General features: G+C 69.6%; 13 protein-coding genes. 4 read left to right on the top strand and 9 right to left on the bottom strand.

The genetic code is table 11. The annotated features are described in order from the left end of the window. Positions 1-6: 6 nt before the first annotated feature. From G6N64_RS04330 to G6N64_RS04305, 6 genes are all read right to left on the bottom strand, one after another. On the bottom strand, positions 7-1,767 hold the full coding sequence (locus tag G6N64_RS04330; protein ID WP_163795765.1) for a BCCT family transporter: 1,761 nt from the start codon (positions 1,765-1,767) through the stop codon (positions 7-9). Between the two features lie 145 nt (positions 1,768-1,912). After that, positions 1,913-2,677, bottom strand: a complete 765-nt coding sequence (locus G6N64_RS04325) for an IclR family transcriptional regulator (protein ID WP_163795764.1) — start codon at positions 2,675-2,677, stop codon at positions 1,913-1,915. Positions 2,678-2,737: 60 nt separating this feature from the next. Further along, positions 2,738-3,904, bottom strand: a complete 1,167-nt coding sequence (locus tag G6N64_RS04320) for an aromatic ring-hydroxylating oxygenase subunit alpha (protein ID WP_163795763.1) — start codon at positions 3,902-3,904, stop codon at positions 2,738-2,740. Continuing rightward, positions 3,901-5,043 carry an N-methyl-L-tryptophan oxidase gene (gene solA / locus G6N64_RS04315; protein WP_163795762.1) on the bottom strand — a complete coding sequence of 381 codons (1,143 nt, stop codon included), beginning with the start codon at positions 5,041-5,043 and terminating at the stop codon, positions 3,901-3,903. The genes G6N64_RS04320 and solA overlap by 4 nt, the downstream gene beginning before the upstream one ends. A gap of 69 nt (positions 5,044-5,112) precedes the next feature. Continuing rightward, positions 5,113-7,554, bottom strand: a complete 2,442-nt coding sequence (locus G6N64_RS04310; protein ID WP_163795761.1) for a GcvT family protein — start codon at positions 7,552-7,554, stop codon at positions 5,113-5,115. Positions 7,555-7,659: 105 nt separating this feature from the next. Next, positions 7,660-8,376, bottom strand: a complete 717-nt coding sequence (locus G6N64_RS04305; protein ID WP_163795760.1) for a TetR/AcrR family transcriptional regulator — start codon at positions 8,374-8,376, stop codon at positions 7,660-7,662. Between the two features lie 73 nt (positions 8,377-8,449). Between G6N64_RS04305 and G6N64_RS04300 the strand changes: the two genes are divergently transcribed. Beyond that, on the top strand, positions 8,450-8,710 hold the full coding sequence (locus tag G6N64_RS04300) for a hypothetical protein (RefSeq protein ID WP_163795759.1): 261 nt from the start codon (positions 8,450-8,452) through the stop codon (positions 8,708-8,710). Here the strand turns inward: G6N64_RS04300 and G6N64_RS04295 are convergent. After that, on the bottom strand, positions 8,682-9,668 hold the full coding sequence (locus G6N64_RS04295; protein ID WP_163795758.1) for an aldo/keto reductase: 987 nt from the start codon (positions 9,666-9,668) through the stop codon (positions 8,682-8,684). The two genes, G6N64_RS04300 and G6N64_RS04295, sit on opposite strands and share 29 nt — an antisense overlap. A 142-nt stretch (positions 9,669-9,810) precedes the next feature. On the opposite strand from G6N64_RS04295, the gene G6N64_RS04290 reads away from it, so the two are divergent. Continuing rightward, a complete protein-coding gene (locus tag G6N64_RS04290; protein WP_276017588.1) occupies positions 9,811-10,905 on the top strand; it encodes an alpha/beta hydrolase fold domain-containing protein in 1,095 nt (364 codons plus the stop codon). On the opposite strand, the gene G6N64_RS04285 is transcribed toward G6N64_RS04290, so the two are convergent. After that, the gene (locus tag G6N64_RS04285) at positions 10,902-11,354 is read right to left on the bottom strand and encodes a Rieske (2Fe-2S) protein (protein WP_163795757.1); all 453 of its coding nucleotides are present in this window, start codon (positions 11,352-11,354) and stop codon (positions 10,902-10,904) included. The genes G6N64_RS04290 and G6N64_RS04285 overlap by 4 nt on opposite strands. 71 nt (positions 11,355-11,425) lie before the next feature. Here G6N64_RS04285 and G6N64_RS04280 point away from each other — a divergent pair, with 71 nt between their 5' ends. Beyond that, positions 11,426-12,502: an NAD-dependent epimerase/dehydratase family protein gene (locus G6N64_RS04280; RefSeq protein WP_163795756.1), complete on the top strand. Its 1,077-nt coding sequence runs from the start codon at positions 11,426-11,428 to the stop codon at positions 12,500-12,502. Continuing rightward, complete coding sequence (locus G6N64_RS04275; RefSeq protein WP_163795755.1) at positions 12,503-13,621, top strand: flavin-containing monooxygenase; 1,119 nt, start codon at positions 12,503-12,505, stop codon at positions 13,619-13,621. On the opposite strand, the gene G6N64_RS04270 is transcribed toward G6N64_RS04275, so the two are convergent. Beyond that, positions 13,600-15,825 (bottom strand): MMPL family transporter, encoded by a 2,226-nt coding sequence (locus G6N64_RS04270; protein WP_246230937.1) that lies wholly within the window; start codon positions 15,823-15,825, stop codon positions 13,600-13,602. The two genes, G6N64_RS04275 and G6N64_RS04270, sit on opposite strands and share 22 nt — an antisense overlap. Positions 15,826-15,867 lie beyond the last annotated feature (42 nt).

The following is a 15,867-nucleotide window of genomic DNA, read 5'->3' as shown; positions in this document are numbered from 1 at the left end:
GCCGGGCTATTTCGTCGGTGTCTCCGGTTCGTGGTACTCGGTGACGAGGTCGAAGTGCTCGCCGTGCTCGCCGGCACCGGTGACCACCGCGCGTTCGACCAGCTCGGTGCTGCGCCGGTCGAGGGTCACCAGCCGATCGGTCCGCAGGTCGCGGTACAGCGCCACGCACAGCAGCACCATCACGAACACGAACGGCACGGCCGCCACGATCGTCAGGTTCTGCAGCCCCGTCAGCGCTTCGCCTTCACCACCGCCGATGACCAGCATGATCGCGGCGACGGCGCCGGTGAGCGCCCCCCAGAACACGACGGTGCTCCGCCGTGGATCGTGGGAGCCCTTCTCCGACAGCGACCCCATCACGATGGACGCGGCGTCGGCGCCCGAGACGAAGAAGATCGCGACGAGCACCATGACCAGGACGGTCGTGATACCGGCCAGCGGCATGGTGTCGAGGAGCCGGAACAGGGCGCCGGTGCTGTCGACGGCGCCGTCGGCGTCCACCATGTCGCCGATGGTGCGCTGCCGGTCGATCGCCGAGCCGCCGAAGACGGCGAACCACACCAGGCTGACCAGCGTCGGCACCAGCAGCACGCCGGTGACGAACTGCCGGATGGTGCGGCCGCGACTGATGCGGGCGATGAACATGCCGACGAACGGCGTCCACGACACCCACCAGGCCCAGTAGAAGATCGTCCACCCGGACAGCCACGCGGCCAGGGCCTCGTCGCCGTTGGCGTCGGTGCGGGCGCTCATCGCGACGAAGTCGCGGACGTAGTCGCCGAGTGCGCTCGGGACCAGGTTGAGGATCAGCAGCGTCGGTCCCGCGACGAAGACGAACACCGCCAGGGTCAGGGCGAGCACCATGTTGATGTTCGACAGCCACTGGATGCCGCGGGCGATTCCCGAGACGGCGGACAGGATGAAGGCGACGGTCAACACCGCGATGATGACGACGAGGATCGGGGTGCCGACCGTGCCGACCCACCCGTTGAACTCCATGCCCTGGCCGATCTGCAGCGCGCCGAGGCCGAGCGACGCCGCGGACCCGAACAGCGTCGCGAAGATCGCGAGGATGTCGATGACCTTCCCGGCCGGACCGTTGGCGCGGTCACCGAAGAGCGACGTGAACGCCGCCGACAGCAACCCCGGCCGGCCCTTGCGGAACATGCCGTAACCGATGGCCAGCCCGACCACCGCGTAGATGGCCCACGGGTGCAGTCCCCAGTGGAACATCGTGGTGGCCATGGCGGTCTGGAAGGCCTCGTCGGTCTGCGCCTGGCTGGTGCCGGGAGGCGGGGTGACGAAGTAGGTCAGCGGCTCGGCGACGCCCCAGAACATCAGGCCGATGCCCATGCCCGCGCTGAACATCATCGCGATCCACGACGTGGTCCGGAACTCCGGTTCCTCGTCGTCGGCGCCGAGCGGGATGCGGCCGTACTTGCTGGCCGCCAGCCACAGGACGTAGATGACGAAGAAGCTCGCCGCCAGGACGAAGAACCAGCCCAGCCCCTTGATCAACGAGTCCTTGGCGCCGGCCGACACCGTCGACAGGCTCTCCTTGCTCAGGATGCCCCACAGCACGAAGGCGATGGCCAGCGTGCCGGTGACCCCGAACACCACCCAGTCCCTGCCGGGGTTCCGGTCGGCCGGTTCGACCCGGTTGACGATCGGTGCCAGCGGGTTGTGCCCCACCTTGGGCTTGACCTTGGGCGCAGCGGGGTCGGGATCCGCGGCGGACGTGCCTGAACTGTTCACATCGAGCGACATGTCGGGTCTCCTCGCCTCGTCCATCGGCTATCGGCGCACACGTGCGTATTAGACAGCACCCGTGGTGGTCGTGCTGAGCGAATGGCCAAACCGGCCCGCGCGTCCACCGGGTGTATTCGCTTGTCAGGCAATGGTTTGGACGGCCTCACCCGGTGTATCCGAGCCGTCGGCTGACGGCGGCGGCCGCTGCCACGGCCATCTCGGCCACCACCTCGAATCGAAGGGGCTCCAGCCGGTAGGCCGGACCCGAGACACTCAGTGCGGCAACGACATTGCCGGTGCTGTCGCGGACCGGGGCGGCGACGGCGTTCAAGCCAATCTCCAGTTCCTCGCGCACGCTTGCCCATCCGGTGTCCCGCACCGTCGCCAGCTCGTCGCGCAGTGCCGCCAGATCACGAATCGTGTTGGAGGTGTACACCGTCAGCGGATCGTCGACGAGATCGTCGACGTCGCCGGGTTCGAGCCCGGCCAGGAGGATCTTGCCGCTGGACGTCGCGTGCGCGGGGCAGTTCTGTCCCACCCAGCTGCGCAGCGTGATCTCCGCGGGCCCGTGGGCCTCGACGACGTTGATGACGCGGTCGTCGTCGAGGATCGCGAGGTTCGTGGTCTCGCCGCACTGATCGGCGAGCCGGTCGCAGATCGCCTGACTCTCCTTCGCCAGGTCCATCCGGGCGCTGGTCGAACCCGCCAGCCGCACGATCGCGAACCCCAGCTGGTACTTGCCGCGGTCGGACAGCTGTTCGACGAAACCGCGCGACTCCAGCACCGCGATCAGCCGGGACACCGTCGACTTGTGCACGCCGAGTTCCGTCGCGATCTCGGTGACGCCCGCACTACCGAGTTTGCCGACGATCTCGAGGACGGTCAGCGCGCGGTCGACGGACTGCACCGCCGCTACTGACTTCTGCATGTTCCGGCCAGTGTAGGCAATCGTCTGCACCGTTGCTCACCCCCCTTCCCCGTGCACGGCTCAGCCGCGGACCTTGTCGGCGACCCAGTCGTGGAAGTCGCCGATGTGGTGTTCGGACGGAACCAGCACGCCACCTGCGCGGTAGGCGCGCGACGACATCGCCGGCTGGGTCCGTTCACACGCGTCGAAGTCCTGCACGTTGACCCGGTGGAAGAGCTCGACGGAGCGGTCGAGGTCCATGCCGCGCTCGACGACGTCCGGCACGTAGAGCCAGTCGCACTCCACGATGGTCCGGTCGGCGGCCATCGGGTACATGCGGTGGAAGATCACGTGGTCGGGGACGAGGCTCACGAACACGTTCGGCCGCACGGTGATCGCGTAGTAGCGCCGGTCCTGGTCGGCCGACACGCCGGGGATCGGGTCCACGCCGGCACTGCCGTCGATGGTGAATCCCTGCACCTGCTCGCCGAACAGCGCACCGTGCCCGACGAAGTACTGCGCGGCCAGGCCGTCGGCGAACTCGGGCAGGACCTCGGTGAGTTCGGGGTGGATCGTGGCGCAGTGGTAGCACTCCATGAAGTTCTCGATGATGAGCTTCCAGTTGGCCTTCACGTCGTAGACCACGCGGCGGCCGACGGACAGCCCTCCCACGCCGTAGTTCTCGACGGCGTCGGCGTCGCCCAGGCGTGCGCTGACGGTGCCGACGACGTCGGTCTCGAACGACGGCGGTTCGTCGGCGAGGCACACCCAGGCGTAGCCCAGCCATTCGCGCAGCGCGACGGGGACGAGGCCGTACTCGGTCCGGCTGATCCGTGCGCCGTTCGCGTCGGTGAGCGATCCGAGGTTCGGGGCCGCCTTGAGCTTGCCGTCGAGGTCGTAGGTCCAGGCGTGGTACGGACAGCGCAGATGGCGATTCACGGTGCCGGCGTCCTCGGTGCAGAGCATGGCACCGCGGTGGCGGCACACGTTCAGGAACGCGTTGAGCGCACCGTCGCGTCCACGTACCACCAGCACGCTCTCGCGTCCGACCTGGACCTTGCGGAAGGCGCCGGGGCTGGCGAGGTCGGCACCTCGGGCGGCGCAGAACCACATCTGCTCGAAGATGCGATCCTGTTCGGCCTCGAATATGGCTGGGTCGCAGTAGTACTGGCCACCCAGCGTGGGGACGAGGGTGCCCGCGTTGGCCGCGGGGGCGGCGGCGGGTCGGGGGTCATCGATGGTCGTCACGTGGTCACCAGCCGGCGGGGGTCGAAGAGTCCGATGGGATGAGTGGTCGATCCGTCGGTGGCGAGATCCGCGAGGACCTCACCGACGACGGGGACGAACTTGAAGCCGTGGCCCGAGAATCCGCACGCCACGGTGACGTTGTCGAAGTCGACGGGCCGGGTGATGACGAAGTGCTCGTCGGGCGTGTTCGAGTACATGCACGTGGCGGTGTGCACCGCCGGACCGTTCAGCGCGGGCACCAGGCGCGTCACTCGGTCGCGCATCTCGTCGATCTCGGCGGGGTACACGGTGCGGTCGATCGTGTCGGGAGTGCAGACCCGGCCCTTGCGGAAGAACGCCGTCTTGACGCCACCGGCCGGCCCGTCGATCGCGGGGAACCCGTAGATCTGCTCGTCGAATTCGTTTTCGTAGATGTAGATGGGGTGGTCCTCGAAGGGCGCGACGCCACCCTCGGCCTCCAGCCAGTAGAGGACCTGACGCTCGATCGTGATCGGTATCCCCAACGTGGACAACAGACTCGGCGCCCACGCGCCGGGACACACCACCAGCTGGCCTGCGGTGTAGGTGCCGCGCGCGGTGGTCACCGTGACGCCGCGCGGTCCGTCCGCCCAGTCCAGCACCTCCTCGTCGAAGTGCAGGGTGGCACCCTCGCGTGCGGCCAGGTCGAGATGGGCCCGCACCGTCGCCTCGGGGCGTGCGAAGCCTGCCTTCGCCTCGTACAGGGCCACGTCGCCGGGTGCCGGAGCGAGGGTCGGGAAGCGCCGCCGGATCTCGCCGGCGTCGAGCATCTCGTGCGGCAGCGACCACTCTTGGGCCGCCCGCAGACTGCCTGCGACGGTGAGGCTTTCGGGCGGCCCGATGAAGAGGCCGCCCGTGAGCCGGTGCACCTCGATGCCGGTGTCCCGGGTCAGCTCCGCCCACAGCTCGTAGGCGCGCAGCAGCAGCGGGACGTACGCCGGATCCTCGAAGTACGACTGCCGGATGATGCGCGAGCCGCCGTGACTGGAGCCGCGGTCGTGGGCCGGCCCGAACTTCTCCAGCCCGAGCACCCGCACACCGCGGCGCGCCAGATGGTAGGCGGCCGCGCTGCCCATGCCGCCCAGTCCGACGACGATGACGTCATATGCGTTGTCGCTCATGGTCTATCGCCTTACCTTCTGCTCTTCGCGCAAGCGCTCATCGGTGCTCGATCCTCTTCGCGCAAGCGCTCATCGACGAATCAGCTTCATCTCGGGATCCACCAGGGGCTCCTCGCTCACCGTCGCGCCGTACGTCTCGGTCAGGTAGTCGACGCGTACCGCATCGCCGATCCCGACGTCGGCGGGCAACCAGGCGTAGGCGATGGGCCGCCCGATGGTCGCGGAGTACCCGCCGCTGGTCACGTATCCGATGGCCGCGCCGGACGCGTCACGGACCGGTTCCTTGCCCAGCACGACGGACGTCGATTCGTCCATGACGATGGTGCGCAACACCGTCGACGGCGGTCCCGCCGCGTCGAGTGCCGCCTTGCCGACGAAGTCGCCCTTCTTCGCGGACACCGCGAAGCCGATGCCTGCGGCCACCGGGTGATGCTCGGTGGTCATGTCGGTGCCCCAGGAGCGGTAGCCCTTCTCCAGGCGGAGGCTGTTGAAGGCGATGCGACCCGCGGCGATGGCCCGATGGTCACGGCCCGCCGCGAAGAGCAGGTCCCACAGCTTCGGCCCGTGCTCGGCCGAGGCGTAGATCTCCCAGCCCAGTTCGCCGACGTAGGACACCCGCATCATCGTCACCGGCACCGAGCCGATGAACGTGCGGATGGCCTTGAAGTACCCGAACGCGTCGTGCGAGATGTCGGCCGCACACAGCGGCGCGACCAGGTCGCGGGCCCGCGGTCCCCACACCCCGACGCAGCACGTTCCGCCGGTGACGTCGCGCACCGTCACCCCCGTCTCCGGCAGGTGGCGGGTCATCCAGTCGATGTCGAGCGGGCCGTTGGCGCCCACCTGGAACAGGTCGTCGGCGAGGCGGGCGACGGTGAGATCGCTTCTGATGCCGCCGGTCTCGTCGAGCATCAACGTGTAGGTGACCGATCCGGTCCGCTTGTCCACGTTGTTGGTCGTGAGCCGCTGCAGGAAGTCGCACGCGCCGGGTCCGCTCACCTCGTAGCGGGTGAGTGGCGTCATGTCGTAGAGCGCGACGTGGTCACGCGTCCACCGCGCCTCGGCGATCGAGATGGGCGAGTAGAACCGCGACGACCAGTCGTCGCGCTCGGGGAAGGTGACCCCGTCGGCGACGAGTTCGGTCACCAGATCGGCGTTGGCCTCGTACCAGGCCGGCCGTTCCCAGCAGGCACCCTCGAAGAAGAATGCGCCGAGGTCCTCCTGCCGCGCGTGGAACGGGCTCACCCGCAGGTTGCGTGGCTCCTCGCGGTACTGGTGCGGGTGCAGGATGTCGTACACCTCGACGAACGCCTGCGAACTGGTCTTCAGGATGAACTCGGGGCTCTTCGCCGGTTCCTCGAACCGGTAGAGGTCGCACTCGTGGACGTCGGTGGACGGCGCGCCGTCGAGGATCCACTCCGCCATCGCGTGGGCGACGCCGGCGGAGTGGGTCACCCAGACCGCCTCGGCGACCCAGAACCCGGACAGCTCGCGATGTTCGCCCATGATCGAGAATCCGTCGGGGGTGAACGAGAAGATGCCGTTGAATCCCTCGTCGACCTTCGAGTCACGAAGGGCGGGAAGCAGTTCGGTGCTCGCCGTCCATCCGGGGGCGAAGTCGGATTCGGTGAACGGCAGCATCGACGGCATCGACTGCGCCGCGCTGTCGTCCATCAGCGTCGCCATGTCGACCGGCATCGGGCGGTGGCCGTAGTAGCCGATGCCCAGCCGGTCGCCGTGTTCGCGGTAGTAGAGGTCCTGGTCCTGGTGGCGCAGGATCGGCAGCCGCGCCTCGGTCCCGGTGGAGCCGTTGCCGCGCAGTTCGGCCAGCTGCCCGGTCTTCGCGTACTGGTGCGCCATCGGAACCAGCGGGACGGTGAGGCCCACCTTCGCGCCGAGTTGCGCTCCCCAGAAGCCCGCGGCCGACACGACGACGTCGGCGGCGAACTCCTCGCCCGCGGCGGTGCGCACGCCGACCACCCGGCCGCCGCGTTCGAGTACGTCGACCACCTCGTGGTCGCCGAGGAACCGGGCGCCGCGCGACGTCGCGCGGTCGGCCTGCGCGGTGGCGGCGCGCACCGCGAGGGCGAGGCCGTCGGACGGCGTGTGGAAGCCACCCAGTACGCGGTCGCGGTCCAGCAGCGGGTGCAGTTCGACGCAGCGGTCGGCGTCGACCAGTTCACCACCGATGCCCCAGGAGGACGCCCATCCGTGCCTGCGGTGCAGTTCGGTCCAGCGGGCCTCGGTGGTGGCCACCTCGAGACCGCCCACCGGGTTGAAGGCGTCGAGACCGACGAACTTCTCGACCGTGTACCGGGCGAACTCGGTCATGGTCTTGCTCGCGTTGGTCTGGAAGACGAGGCCGGGGGCGTGTGAGGTGGACCCGCCCGTCTCGAACATCGGGCCTCGGTCGAGGACGGTGACGTCGGTACATCCGCGTGCGGTCAGTTCGTAGGCCAGTGAGGTGCCGACGATTCCGGCGCCGATGACGACGACCTTGGGCTGGGTCATGTGTCCGTGCTCCTGTTGCGTCTTGAGCAACCAATGCGTGCTGCGCAACAGTATGGGGTCGCCGGGGCACCGCCGCAATCCCTGATCCGATGTGCGACGGGGGCGCTACGAGCGTGGTGAGGCGACCAGTCCGCGCATCACGAGTTCCAGGGCGTCGTCGAAGGACGACTCCTGCATCAGCGTCCGCAGGTGCGCGGCCACCGACTCCGTGTGCGGCGCGTTTGCCGTGGCGAGACGGTCGGGGAGGTCGTCCCATACGGCGTGGTCGGCCAGCTGGATGTCCGACGGCAGCGCGGCGAAGGCGCTCTCCATCATCGCCTGGCCGAGGAGGAAGTCCGACAGCGAACGGAAGCACCGCGCGGCACCCGCCTCGTCGAACCCGCCGTCGCGCAGCAGGCCGATGGTGATCTCGACGGCACGGATCTCGTTCGCCAGTCCCGTCGTGCGGACGGCGGTCGCGTATCCGACGAGCGGGAACTCCCGGGCGTAGACGTGGTAGAGCGCCCTGGCGAGGGTGCGCAGCGACGAGACCCAGTCGTCGCCGTCCGGGGTCCACCGGTCCAGCGCGATCCCGATCATCCGGTCGGCCACCGCACGCAGGACGTCGTCGATGCCGGTGAAGTACCTGTAGAGGGCAGTTGCGTCGGCGCCCACCGCCGTACCCAGCGTGCGGGCACTGAGGACTGCGGCCCCGCGGTTCTCGATGAGGTGGACCGCGGCGTCGACGTACGTCTCCCGGGACAGCTCGATGCCCGTCTGGGTGCGTCGCCGCCTGCGCCCGGCGGCGGGTTGCCTGCGCGGCTGCCCGTCCCTCGACGTCATCCCGTCCCCCTTATGTCAACACCGTTGACGTTACGCCGCTCATCCCCGAGTCTGACGATCGGAGGAGGCGGGTGTGGAGGTAGCGGGGGGACGCGTGCGGCGGATCGAGAGGGTTCCCGGTGCGGGCGGACACGTGGACTATCACGTAGACGTCCACGCCGACGGATTGAGCAAACGATTGGTGTTCAGCGGCAACATCTTCGTCGGGCCCGTGGTGCTCACGGGAACCGACGAACGGGGTGGCCGCTGGGACGAGGTGATCGACGAACCCCGGAGGTACGGGGAGTTCGCCACGGCGGACTGGATCAGTCGGTTCCTCGACCGCCGCCACTGATCCGTTCCCTCAGGGTGTCGGTCAGGAAACGCGACGCCGAGACGGGCCGGAACTCGCGCGCGGCCCGCGTGAGTGCATCGCGCGCCTCGACGCTCAGCTCGACGTCGGCCGCGGCGACGTTGAACTCCAGCTGCTCGACGGTCGACGCACCGGGAATGGCGACAACTCCCGGCAGGCTGATGAGCCAGGCCAACGCCACCTGCGCGGGCCGGGCACCGACGTCCTCGGCCACGTCGCGCAGCGTCTGAAGCAGCGGCTCGGCGCGGCGCAGGTTCTCGGTCCCGAACAGCGGGTTCAGTGCGCGTACGCCGCCAGGGCGGTTGTCCGGGCCGTACTTACCGCCCAGCAGCCCCTGGGCCAGCGGGCTGTAGGCGATGATGACGCGGTTCTCCCGCTCGGCGAACGGGACGAGATCCTTGAGCGCCTGTGGATGGGCCAGCGAGAAGTGCACCTGATTGCTAATGACGGGCCTACCGAGCGCGGCGTCGGCCTTCTGCCACCGGGCCAGCGAATAATTGGAGACGCCGACCGCGCCGATGGTGCCGTCGTCCAGGAGGTCGCGCATGCCCGGCATGATCACCGAGTCGGGGACCAGCGGGTTGGACTGGTGGATCTGGTAGAGCGGGATGTGGTCGACGCCCAGACGCTTCGCGCTGGCATGGGCGCGCTGCCGGACCACGGCCGGTAGCGGGGCGACCGGCATGATCTTGCTGGCCACCGCGACCCGCGTGCGATCGTCTCCGAGCGCTTCACCGAGGATGCGCTCGCTCTTGCCGAGGCCGTAGACCTCCGCGGTGTCGAAGAGGGTGACGCCCAGAGCGAGCGCCCGCTGCACGATGTCGCGTGCGGGGCCCAAGGCGTAGTCGTCTCCGTACCCCCACTCGCGGGAGCCGAACTGCCAGGTCCCCAGGCCGATGCGGCTGACCGTGCCGATTCCGGCGACGTCGAGAGATTTCATGACTTCCACGGTACGGTTTCGAGACGGGGACCGTGGGGTACAGCAACCTCTGCGCTGCAGACCAGCCGGCGTCGTACTCGTTGTAGCCCCGACCCGGCCAAGGTGGTAGATCGTGCTCGACATTCCCCGCGCACTGAATCCGATGGACATCGCACTCGCCGCGACCCGGATGTACTCGACGCTCCCGGTCGTCGGCAAGCACCTCGAACCGTTCGCCGGCCTCACGGCCATGGCGCTGTACGGCGGTCACTATGCCCCCGCGGCTCTGAAGGCTGCGATCAGCCGCCGCGCCGGTACCGGCGCCGAGGTGCAGGTGCCGGTCGAGGCGCCGGGCGAGGACGTCGAGGCCATCAACGGCAGCCTGGTGCCGCCGTTCCTGCGGTCCCGCGCGCAGAAGCGCCGCTACCTGGACCGCGGCTCCGTCCGCTACGGCGACCACCCCTCCCAGCTGCTCGACGTGTGGCGCAGGCCCGACCTGCCGCCGGACGCACCGGTGCTGCTGTTCGTCCCCGGTGGCGCCTGGGTGCAGGGCACCCGCGTGCTGCAGGGCCACACGCTGCTGGCGCACCTGGTCCGCAAGGGCTGGGTCTGCCTCACCATGGACTACCGGGTCTCGCCGGTGCACCGCTGGCCCCGCCACGTCGCCGACGTCAATGCGGCCATCGCCTGGGCGCGCGCCAACGTCGATCGCTTCGGCGGTGACCGGAACTTCGTCGCCATCGCCGGCTGCTCGGCCGGTGGACATCTCGCCACCCTGGCGGGGCTCACCCCGGGCGACGAGCGGTTCCGCGGCGAACTGACCGACGACGCCGACACCTCCGTCGACGCCGTGGTCGGCATCTACGGCCGGTACGACTGGGAGGACCGGTCGACGACGTCGCGCAAGAACTTCCAGGGCTTCCTCGAGCGGGTCGTCGTCGGACGCAAGCAGTCCCGTCACCCCGAGGTGTTCGAGGCGGCCTCCCCGATGGCGCGCATCCACGCCGACGCGCCGCCGACGCTGCTGATCGACGGCGAGCACGACGCCATCATTCCGGTGCAGGAGGCGCGCGACTTCCATGCCGCCCTGGGCGCGGTGTCGCGCAATCCGGTTCGGTACTGCGAGGTGCCGCGTGCCGGCCACGCCTTCGACCTTGTCGACACCTCCCACGCGCGACGCTGCGCAACCGAGGTGTCGAAGTTCCTCACCTCGGTGCACGCGGCCCGCGACCGGCAGCACACGGCCGCCGCGGTCTAGTCCCGCAGCCAGATGGCCCCGTCGCGCACCTCGACGGGAAACGTCCGGAGCCTGAACGCGTTTCCCACGGCCTTGAACGCTGCCGAGTACGGCTTGAAGCCGAAGATTCGCCCCTTCGGGCCAGCGGTCATCGCTCCGGTCCGTACGTTGAAATCGGCGCGATGCCAAGGGCATTCGAGGCAGCCGTCGTCGGTGACGCGTCCGCGTCCGAGCTTGGCGTACTGGTGACGGCAGACGTTGCTCGTCGCGAATGGGACGTCGTCGGCGGTGACGCCCACGGCGAGCACGCCGTGTTCGGCGGTCTCGACCTCGACCACCCGACGCTCGTCGAGGTCGGCCACGGCGACGAGGCGGTTGCCCTGGGCGCGGACGGGATGGTCGTGGGTGACGGGGGGAAGGATGCTCGCGGTGTCGACGCCGCGGCCGTGCGGATCATTTCGGAGGTTCATCGACCCCCGATACCCGGGGTCATCCGGGGCAAACCGGGTTTGACATCCGGCGACGCGGCAACCCGCATCCAATGCGCATCGTGATCACCGGAGCCTCCGGCAACGTCGGTACGGCTCTGCTCCGTCGCCTGTCCCGGGCCGACGCCCACCACGAACTGATCGGTGTCGTCCGTCGGCCGCCCGAACCCACCGGGTTGTACGCCGGCGTCCGGTGGCATGGCGTCGACCTCGCCGAACCCGCTGCCGCAAGCGAACTCCGCACCATCTTCGAGGGCGCCGACGCAGTAGTCCACCTGGCGTGGGGCTTCCAACCCACGCGCAACACCGAGTACCTCACGAAGCTCGGCGTCGGCGGTACCACCGCGGTGCTGAAGGCGGCCCACGCCGCGAGTGTCGGGCAGTTGCTGCACATGTCCTCGGTGGGCACCTACGCGGGCGGTCGCTACGGAGAGCGCGTCGACGAGTCGTGGTCGACGAGCGGCATCCCGTCGTCGCCCTACAGCCGGGACAAGTCCGCCGCCGAGGCGGTCCTCGACGGCTACGAGAACGAGTACGGCGACGAAGGCGTCGGGATCACGCGCATGCGCCCCGGTTTCATCGTCCAGAGGGCGGCGGCGAGCGGCCTCATGCGGTACGCGCTCCCCGGGTGGGTGCCCATGCTCGCCGTGCCACTGCTCCCGGTGCTGCCCCTGGATCGCAAGCTGTGCATCCCGCTCGTCCATGCCGACGACGTGGCCGAGGCGTTCTCGAGCGCGATCGAGCGACGCGCGACCGGTGCGTTCAACCTCGCCGCCGAGCCGCCGATCGGCCGGGCCGAGGTGGCGAAGGTTCTGGGCGCCAAGCAGATTCACGTGCCCTCCGGAGTGCTGGGCAAGCTGGTCGACGTCAGCTGGCGGCTGCGCGCGCAGCCGATCGACCGCGGCTGGCTCGACCTCGCGTTCAGCGTTCCGCTGCTGGACTGCTCGCGGGCCCGCACCGAGCTGGAGTGGCAGCCGCGGTGGACCTCGACGGAGGCGCTCGCGGACGTGATCTCGGGCGTGGCCGAGGAGGCTCACACCGACAGCCCGCCGCTGCGCCGCCGGTCGATGGTCGAGCAGCTGCACCGCGACCTCACCGAGGGTTTGATGACCACGAGACACCTGCCGTAGATGAGGGCCGAGCGGGTCGTCGTCGTGGGCGCCGGCCCGTCCGGACTCGCCATCGCCCGCCAACTGGCCCACCGGGAGGGCGTCGACGCCCTCGTCGTCGACCGCGCGGCGACGCCCGCGTCGTCCTGGCGTGGGCGGTACGACGGGTTCCGGCTGAACACCTGCGGCTACTGGTCGCATCTACCCGGCCAGCGGATACCCCGCCGCCACGGTCGCTGGCCGTCGCGTGACGCGATGGTGGAGTACTTCGACGACTACGCACGACGCCAGGGGCTGCGGCTGCGCATGGGGGTCGCGGTGCTCCGGATCGACCGCGACGGCGAGCGCTGGCGGGTCGACACGGATCACGAAACACTCAGCGCCGCAGCGGTCGTGGTCGCAACCGGCAACTACCACACACCGGCGATCCCGCCGTGGCCCGGGATGGAGGGCTTCGGCGGCGATCTGCTCCACTCGCAGGACTACCGCAACGCCTCGCCGTACGCGGGGCGCGACGTGCTGGTGGTCGGCTCGGGCAACTCGGCCACCGACGTCGCCCTGCAACTCGCTGCGCACGGTGCACGCCGCATCCGGATGTCGGTGCGGACCCCGCCGCACCTGGTGCCACGGTCGGCGGTCGGCGTTCCCGTCGACGCGTTCAGCCCCGCGTTCGTCCACCTGCCGGTGCCGGTGCTCGACGGCGCCGCCGCGGTCATGCGGCGACTGCGGTTCGGCGACCTCGCCGACGCGGGACTGGCCATGCCGCACAAGGGCATCTACACCGCTCTGCTCGAGGACGCGCAGATCCCCACCATCGCCGACGAACTCGTGCCGCTGGTCAGGACGGGCCGCATCGAGATCGTCGCCGCCGTGGAGTCCTTCGACGGTGACCGCGTCGCACTGGCCGACGGAACGGTCGCCACCCCCGACGCCGTCATCGCCGCGACCGGGTACCGACGCGGGCTCGAGTCGATGGTCGGTCACCTCGGGGTCCTCGACGACGACGGTCACCCGACGAACGCAGCGGGACTGTGGTTCTCGGGCTACGAGGAACCGCTGATCGGTCCGCTACGGGCGATGCGCAGACAGGCCGCGCCGGTGGCACGCGCCATCGCCCGTCACCTGGACGACGTGGAGTAGTCGGCGTCGCGCTCGAGCGCAGTCCCCTCGATGTCGACGTCGGGCACGTACTTGTCGAACCACCGGGAGTGCGCCCACGCCTTGTCTCCGAGCATCGCCAACACCGCGGGGATGAGGGTCAACCGGACGACGAATGCGTCCAGGAAGACGCCGACGGCCAGGGTGAGACCCACCGACTTGATGATCGGATCGCCGCCGACCAGGAACGCGATGAAGACCCCGAACATGATGAGCGCGGCCGCGGTGACGACGCGTGCGGACAGGCCGACGCCGACGCGGATCGCCTCGAGGGCGTCATCCTGTTTGGCGAGTTCCTCCTTGATCCGCGACACCACGAACACCTGGTAGTCGCTGGACAGGCCGAACACGATGGCCAGCACGATGATCGGTAGGAAGCTGATCGTCTCACCGGGCGTGACGCCGAGAATCCCTGCTGCCCAACCCCACTGGAAGATCGCGACCTGCACGCCCATCGCCGCGAACACCGACAGCAGGAAGCCGACAATGGACGTGATCGGCACCAGTGCCGCGCGGAAGGCGATGGTGAGCAGGACGAACGCCAACCCGACGACGACCACCAAGAAGATCGGCAGGGCGGCGGCCAGCTTGTCGGAGGTGTCGATGTTCGACGCGGTGGTGCCGCCGACCTGGATCGTCGCTCCCGTGCCCGCGGTGATGGCGTCCCGGTCGGCGCGGATGCGCTTCACCAGGTCGGCCGTGGCCGTGTCGTTGGGGCCCGTCTCCGGGATGACCTGGATGACGGCGGCGCCGTTGTCGGCCATGGCGGGGGCCGCGGTCACGACGCCACTCTCGCGGCCGATGTTCGCCGCGATCGTCCGAACGGCAGCCGGATCGGACGACTTCGAGGTGTCGGCGACCACCAGCAGTGGACCGTTGAAGCCGGGGCCGAGGTGCGCAGCGGTGATGTCGTAGGCCCGCCGCGAGGTGTTCGACTCGGCCTGCGTGGCACCGCTGGGCAGGCCCAGGTGCATGTCGAAGGTCGGGAGCCCGATGAGGATCAGGCCAGCGACGCCGATCAGCAGGACGGGCCTGCGGAACCGAACGACCGTGCGGGCCCACTTGGCGCCCATCGTGCGCTGCGGCGTGTAGGCCGCGACCTGGGCGACCTCCTTGGCCCGTCCCGGTTGCAGCGGCGTCCTGATGAACTTGGCGATCCGTCCGCCCGCGAAGCCGAGCAGCGCGGGCAACAGGGTCAGTGCGATCAGCAGCGCCACCAGGACCGAGACGGCGGCGGCCAGACCCATGTAGGTGAGGAACGGGATGCCGACGACCGCGAGGCCGCACAGCGCGATGATCACGGTGAGGGCGGCGAACACGACCGCGCTGCCCGCCGTCCCTACGGCCAGTCCGATGGACTCCTCGCGCGGCCGCAGCAGCAGCAGGTTGGTCCGGTAGCGGTTGAGGATGAACAGCGCGTAGTCGATGCCGCACGACAACCCCAGCATCAGCGCCAGCGACATTGCGGCCGAGGGCATCTCGACGAACGCGGCGACGGCGAAGATGCCGAGGGCACCGATGCCGACGCCGACGCACGCGGTGATGATCGGCATTCCGGCGGCGAGCAGGGACCCGAACGTCACGACCAGGATGAGGAACGCGACGGCGATGCCGATGATCTCGGGGAGTTCTGGCACCTCGACCTTGTAGTCGGGGAACACGCTGCCCGAGTACTCGACCTGGACGCCGGCGTCGACGGCCGGAGCCATGGCCGTCTCGAGTTTCTCCAGTGCCGCGTCGTCGACCTCGCCGGGAGGCGCCCGCCACTGCACGGTGCCTAGGGCCACGCGGCCGTCGGGCGAGGCCAGCCGGGTCTGCGCCGGTCCGGCTGCCATCGCGACGTCGGGGATCCTGCCGACCTCGGCGACGGCCCGGTCGATGGCGGCCGCGGTGGCCGAGTCGGAGAGCGTGCGGTCGCCCGTCGCGGCGAACGTTACCTGCGTCTGCGCACCCCCGAACGCGGGGAGCTTCTGCTGCAGCTGCTCGACGGCCTGCTGCGACTCCGTGCCCGGGATGCTGAAGCTGTCGCTCGGCTGCCCGCCCAGGCCGAGGCCGGCGCCCGCCACCCCGGCGAGCACCGCCAGCCACGTCACGAGTACCAGCCACCGCTTGCGATAGCTGAAGCGTCCGAGTGCGTACAGGTAGCGCGACATGACGGTCGTCATGCCCGCTCGCGGCCCGTCCATGCCTGTGACGTTGCTTTCACCGGCGTCTGGACTTGCGGGTCC

This window comes from Mycolicibacterium sediminis, assembly GCF_010731735.1.
GTDB lineage: Bacteria > Actinomycetota > Actinomycetes > Mycobacteriales > Mycobacteriaceae > Mycobacterium > Mycobacterium sediminis.
The sequence above is the reverse complement of the archived record's forward strand: the minus strand, read 5'-3'. Positions and strand labels throughout refer to the sequence as shown.

What these genes read in the sequence shown, in the direction of transcription:
- G6N64_RS04325 (WP_163795764.1), bottom strand. Translation starts at nt 2,677, where the DNA reads ATGCAGAAGTCAGTAGCGGCGGTGCAGTCCGTCGACCGCGCGCTGACC.
- G6N64_RS04290 (WP_276017588.1), top strand. Translation starts at nt 9,811, where the DNA reads ATGGACATCGCACTCGCCGCGACCCGGATGTACTCGACGCTCCCGGTC.
- G6N64_RS04330 (WP_163795765.1), bottom strand. Translation starts at nt 1,767, where the DNA reads ATGTCGCTCGATGTGAACAGTTCAGGCACGTCCGCCGCGGATCCCGAC.
- G6N64_RS04285 (WP_163795757.1), bottom strand. Translation starts at nt 11,354, where the DNA reads ATGAACCTCCGAAATGATCCGCACGGCCGCGGCGTCGACACCGCGAGC.
- G6N64_RS04305 (WP_163795760.1), bottom strand. Translation starts at nt 8,376, where the DNA reads ATGACGTCGAGGGACGGGCAGCCGCGCAGGCAACCCGCCGCCGGGCGC.
- solA (WP_163795762.1), bottom strand. Translation starts at nt 5,043, where the DNA reads ATGAGCGACAACGCATATGACGTCATCGTCGTCGGACTGGGCGGCATG.
- G6N64_RS04295 (WP_163795758.1), bottom strand. Translation starts at nt 9,668, where the DNA reads ATGAAATCTCTCGACGTCGCCGGAATCGGCACGGTCAGCCGCATCGGC.
- G6N64_RS04275 (WP_163795755.1), top strand. Translation starts at nt 12,503, where the DNA reads ATGAGGGCCGAGCGGGTCGTCGTCGTGGGCGCCGGCCCGTCCGGACTC.
- G6N64_RS04280 (WP_163795756.1), top strand. Translation starts at nt 11,426, where the DNA reads ATGCGCATCGTGATCACCGGAGCCTCCGGCAACGTCGGTACGGCTCTG.
- G6N64_RS04310 (WP_163795761.1), bottom strand. Translation starts at nt 7,554, where the DNA reads ATGACCCAGCCCAAGGTCGTCGTCATCGGCGCCGGAATCGTCGGCACC.
- G6N64_RS04270 (WP_246230937.1), bottom strand. Translation starts at nt 15,825, where the DNA reads ATGGACGGGCCGCGAGCGGGCATGACGACCGTCATGTCGCGCTACCTG.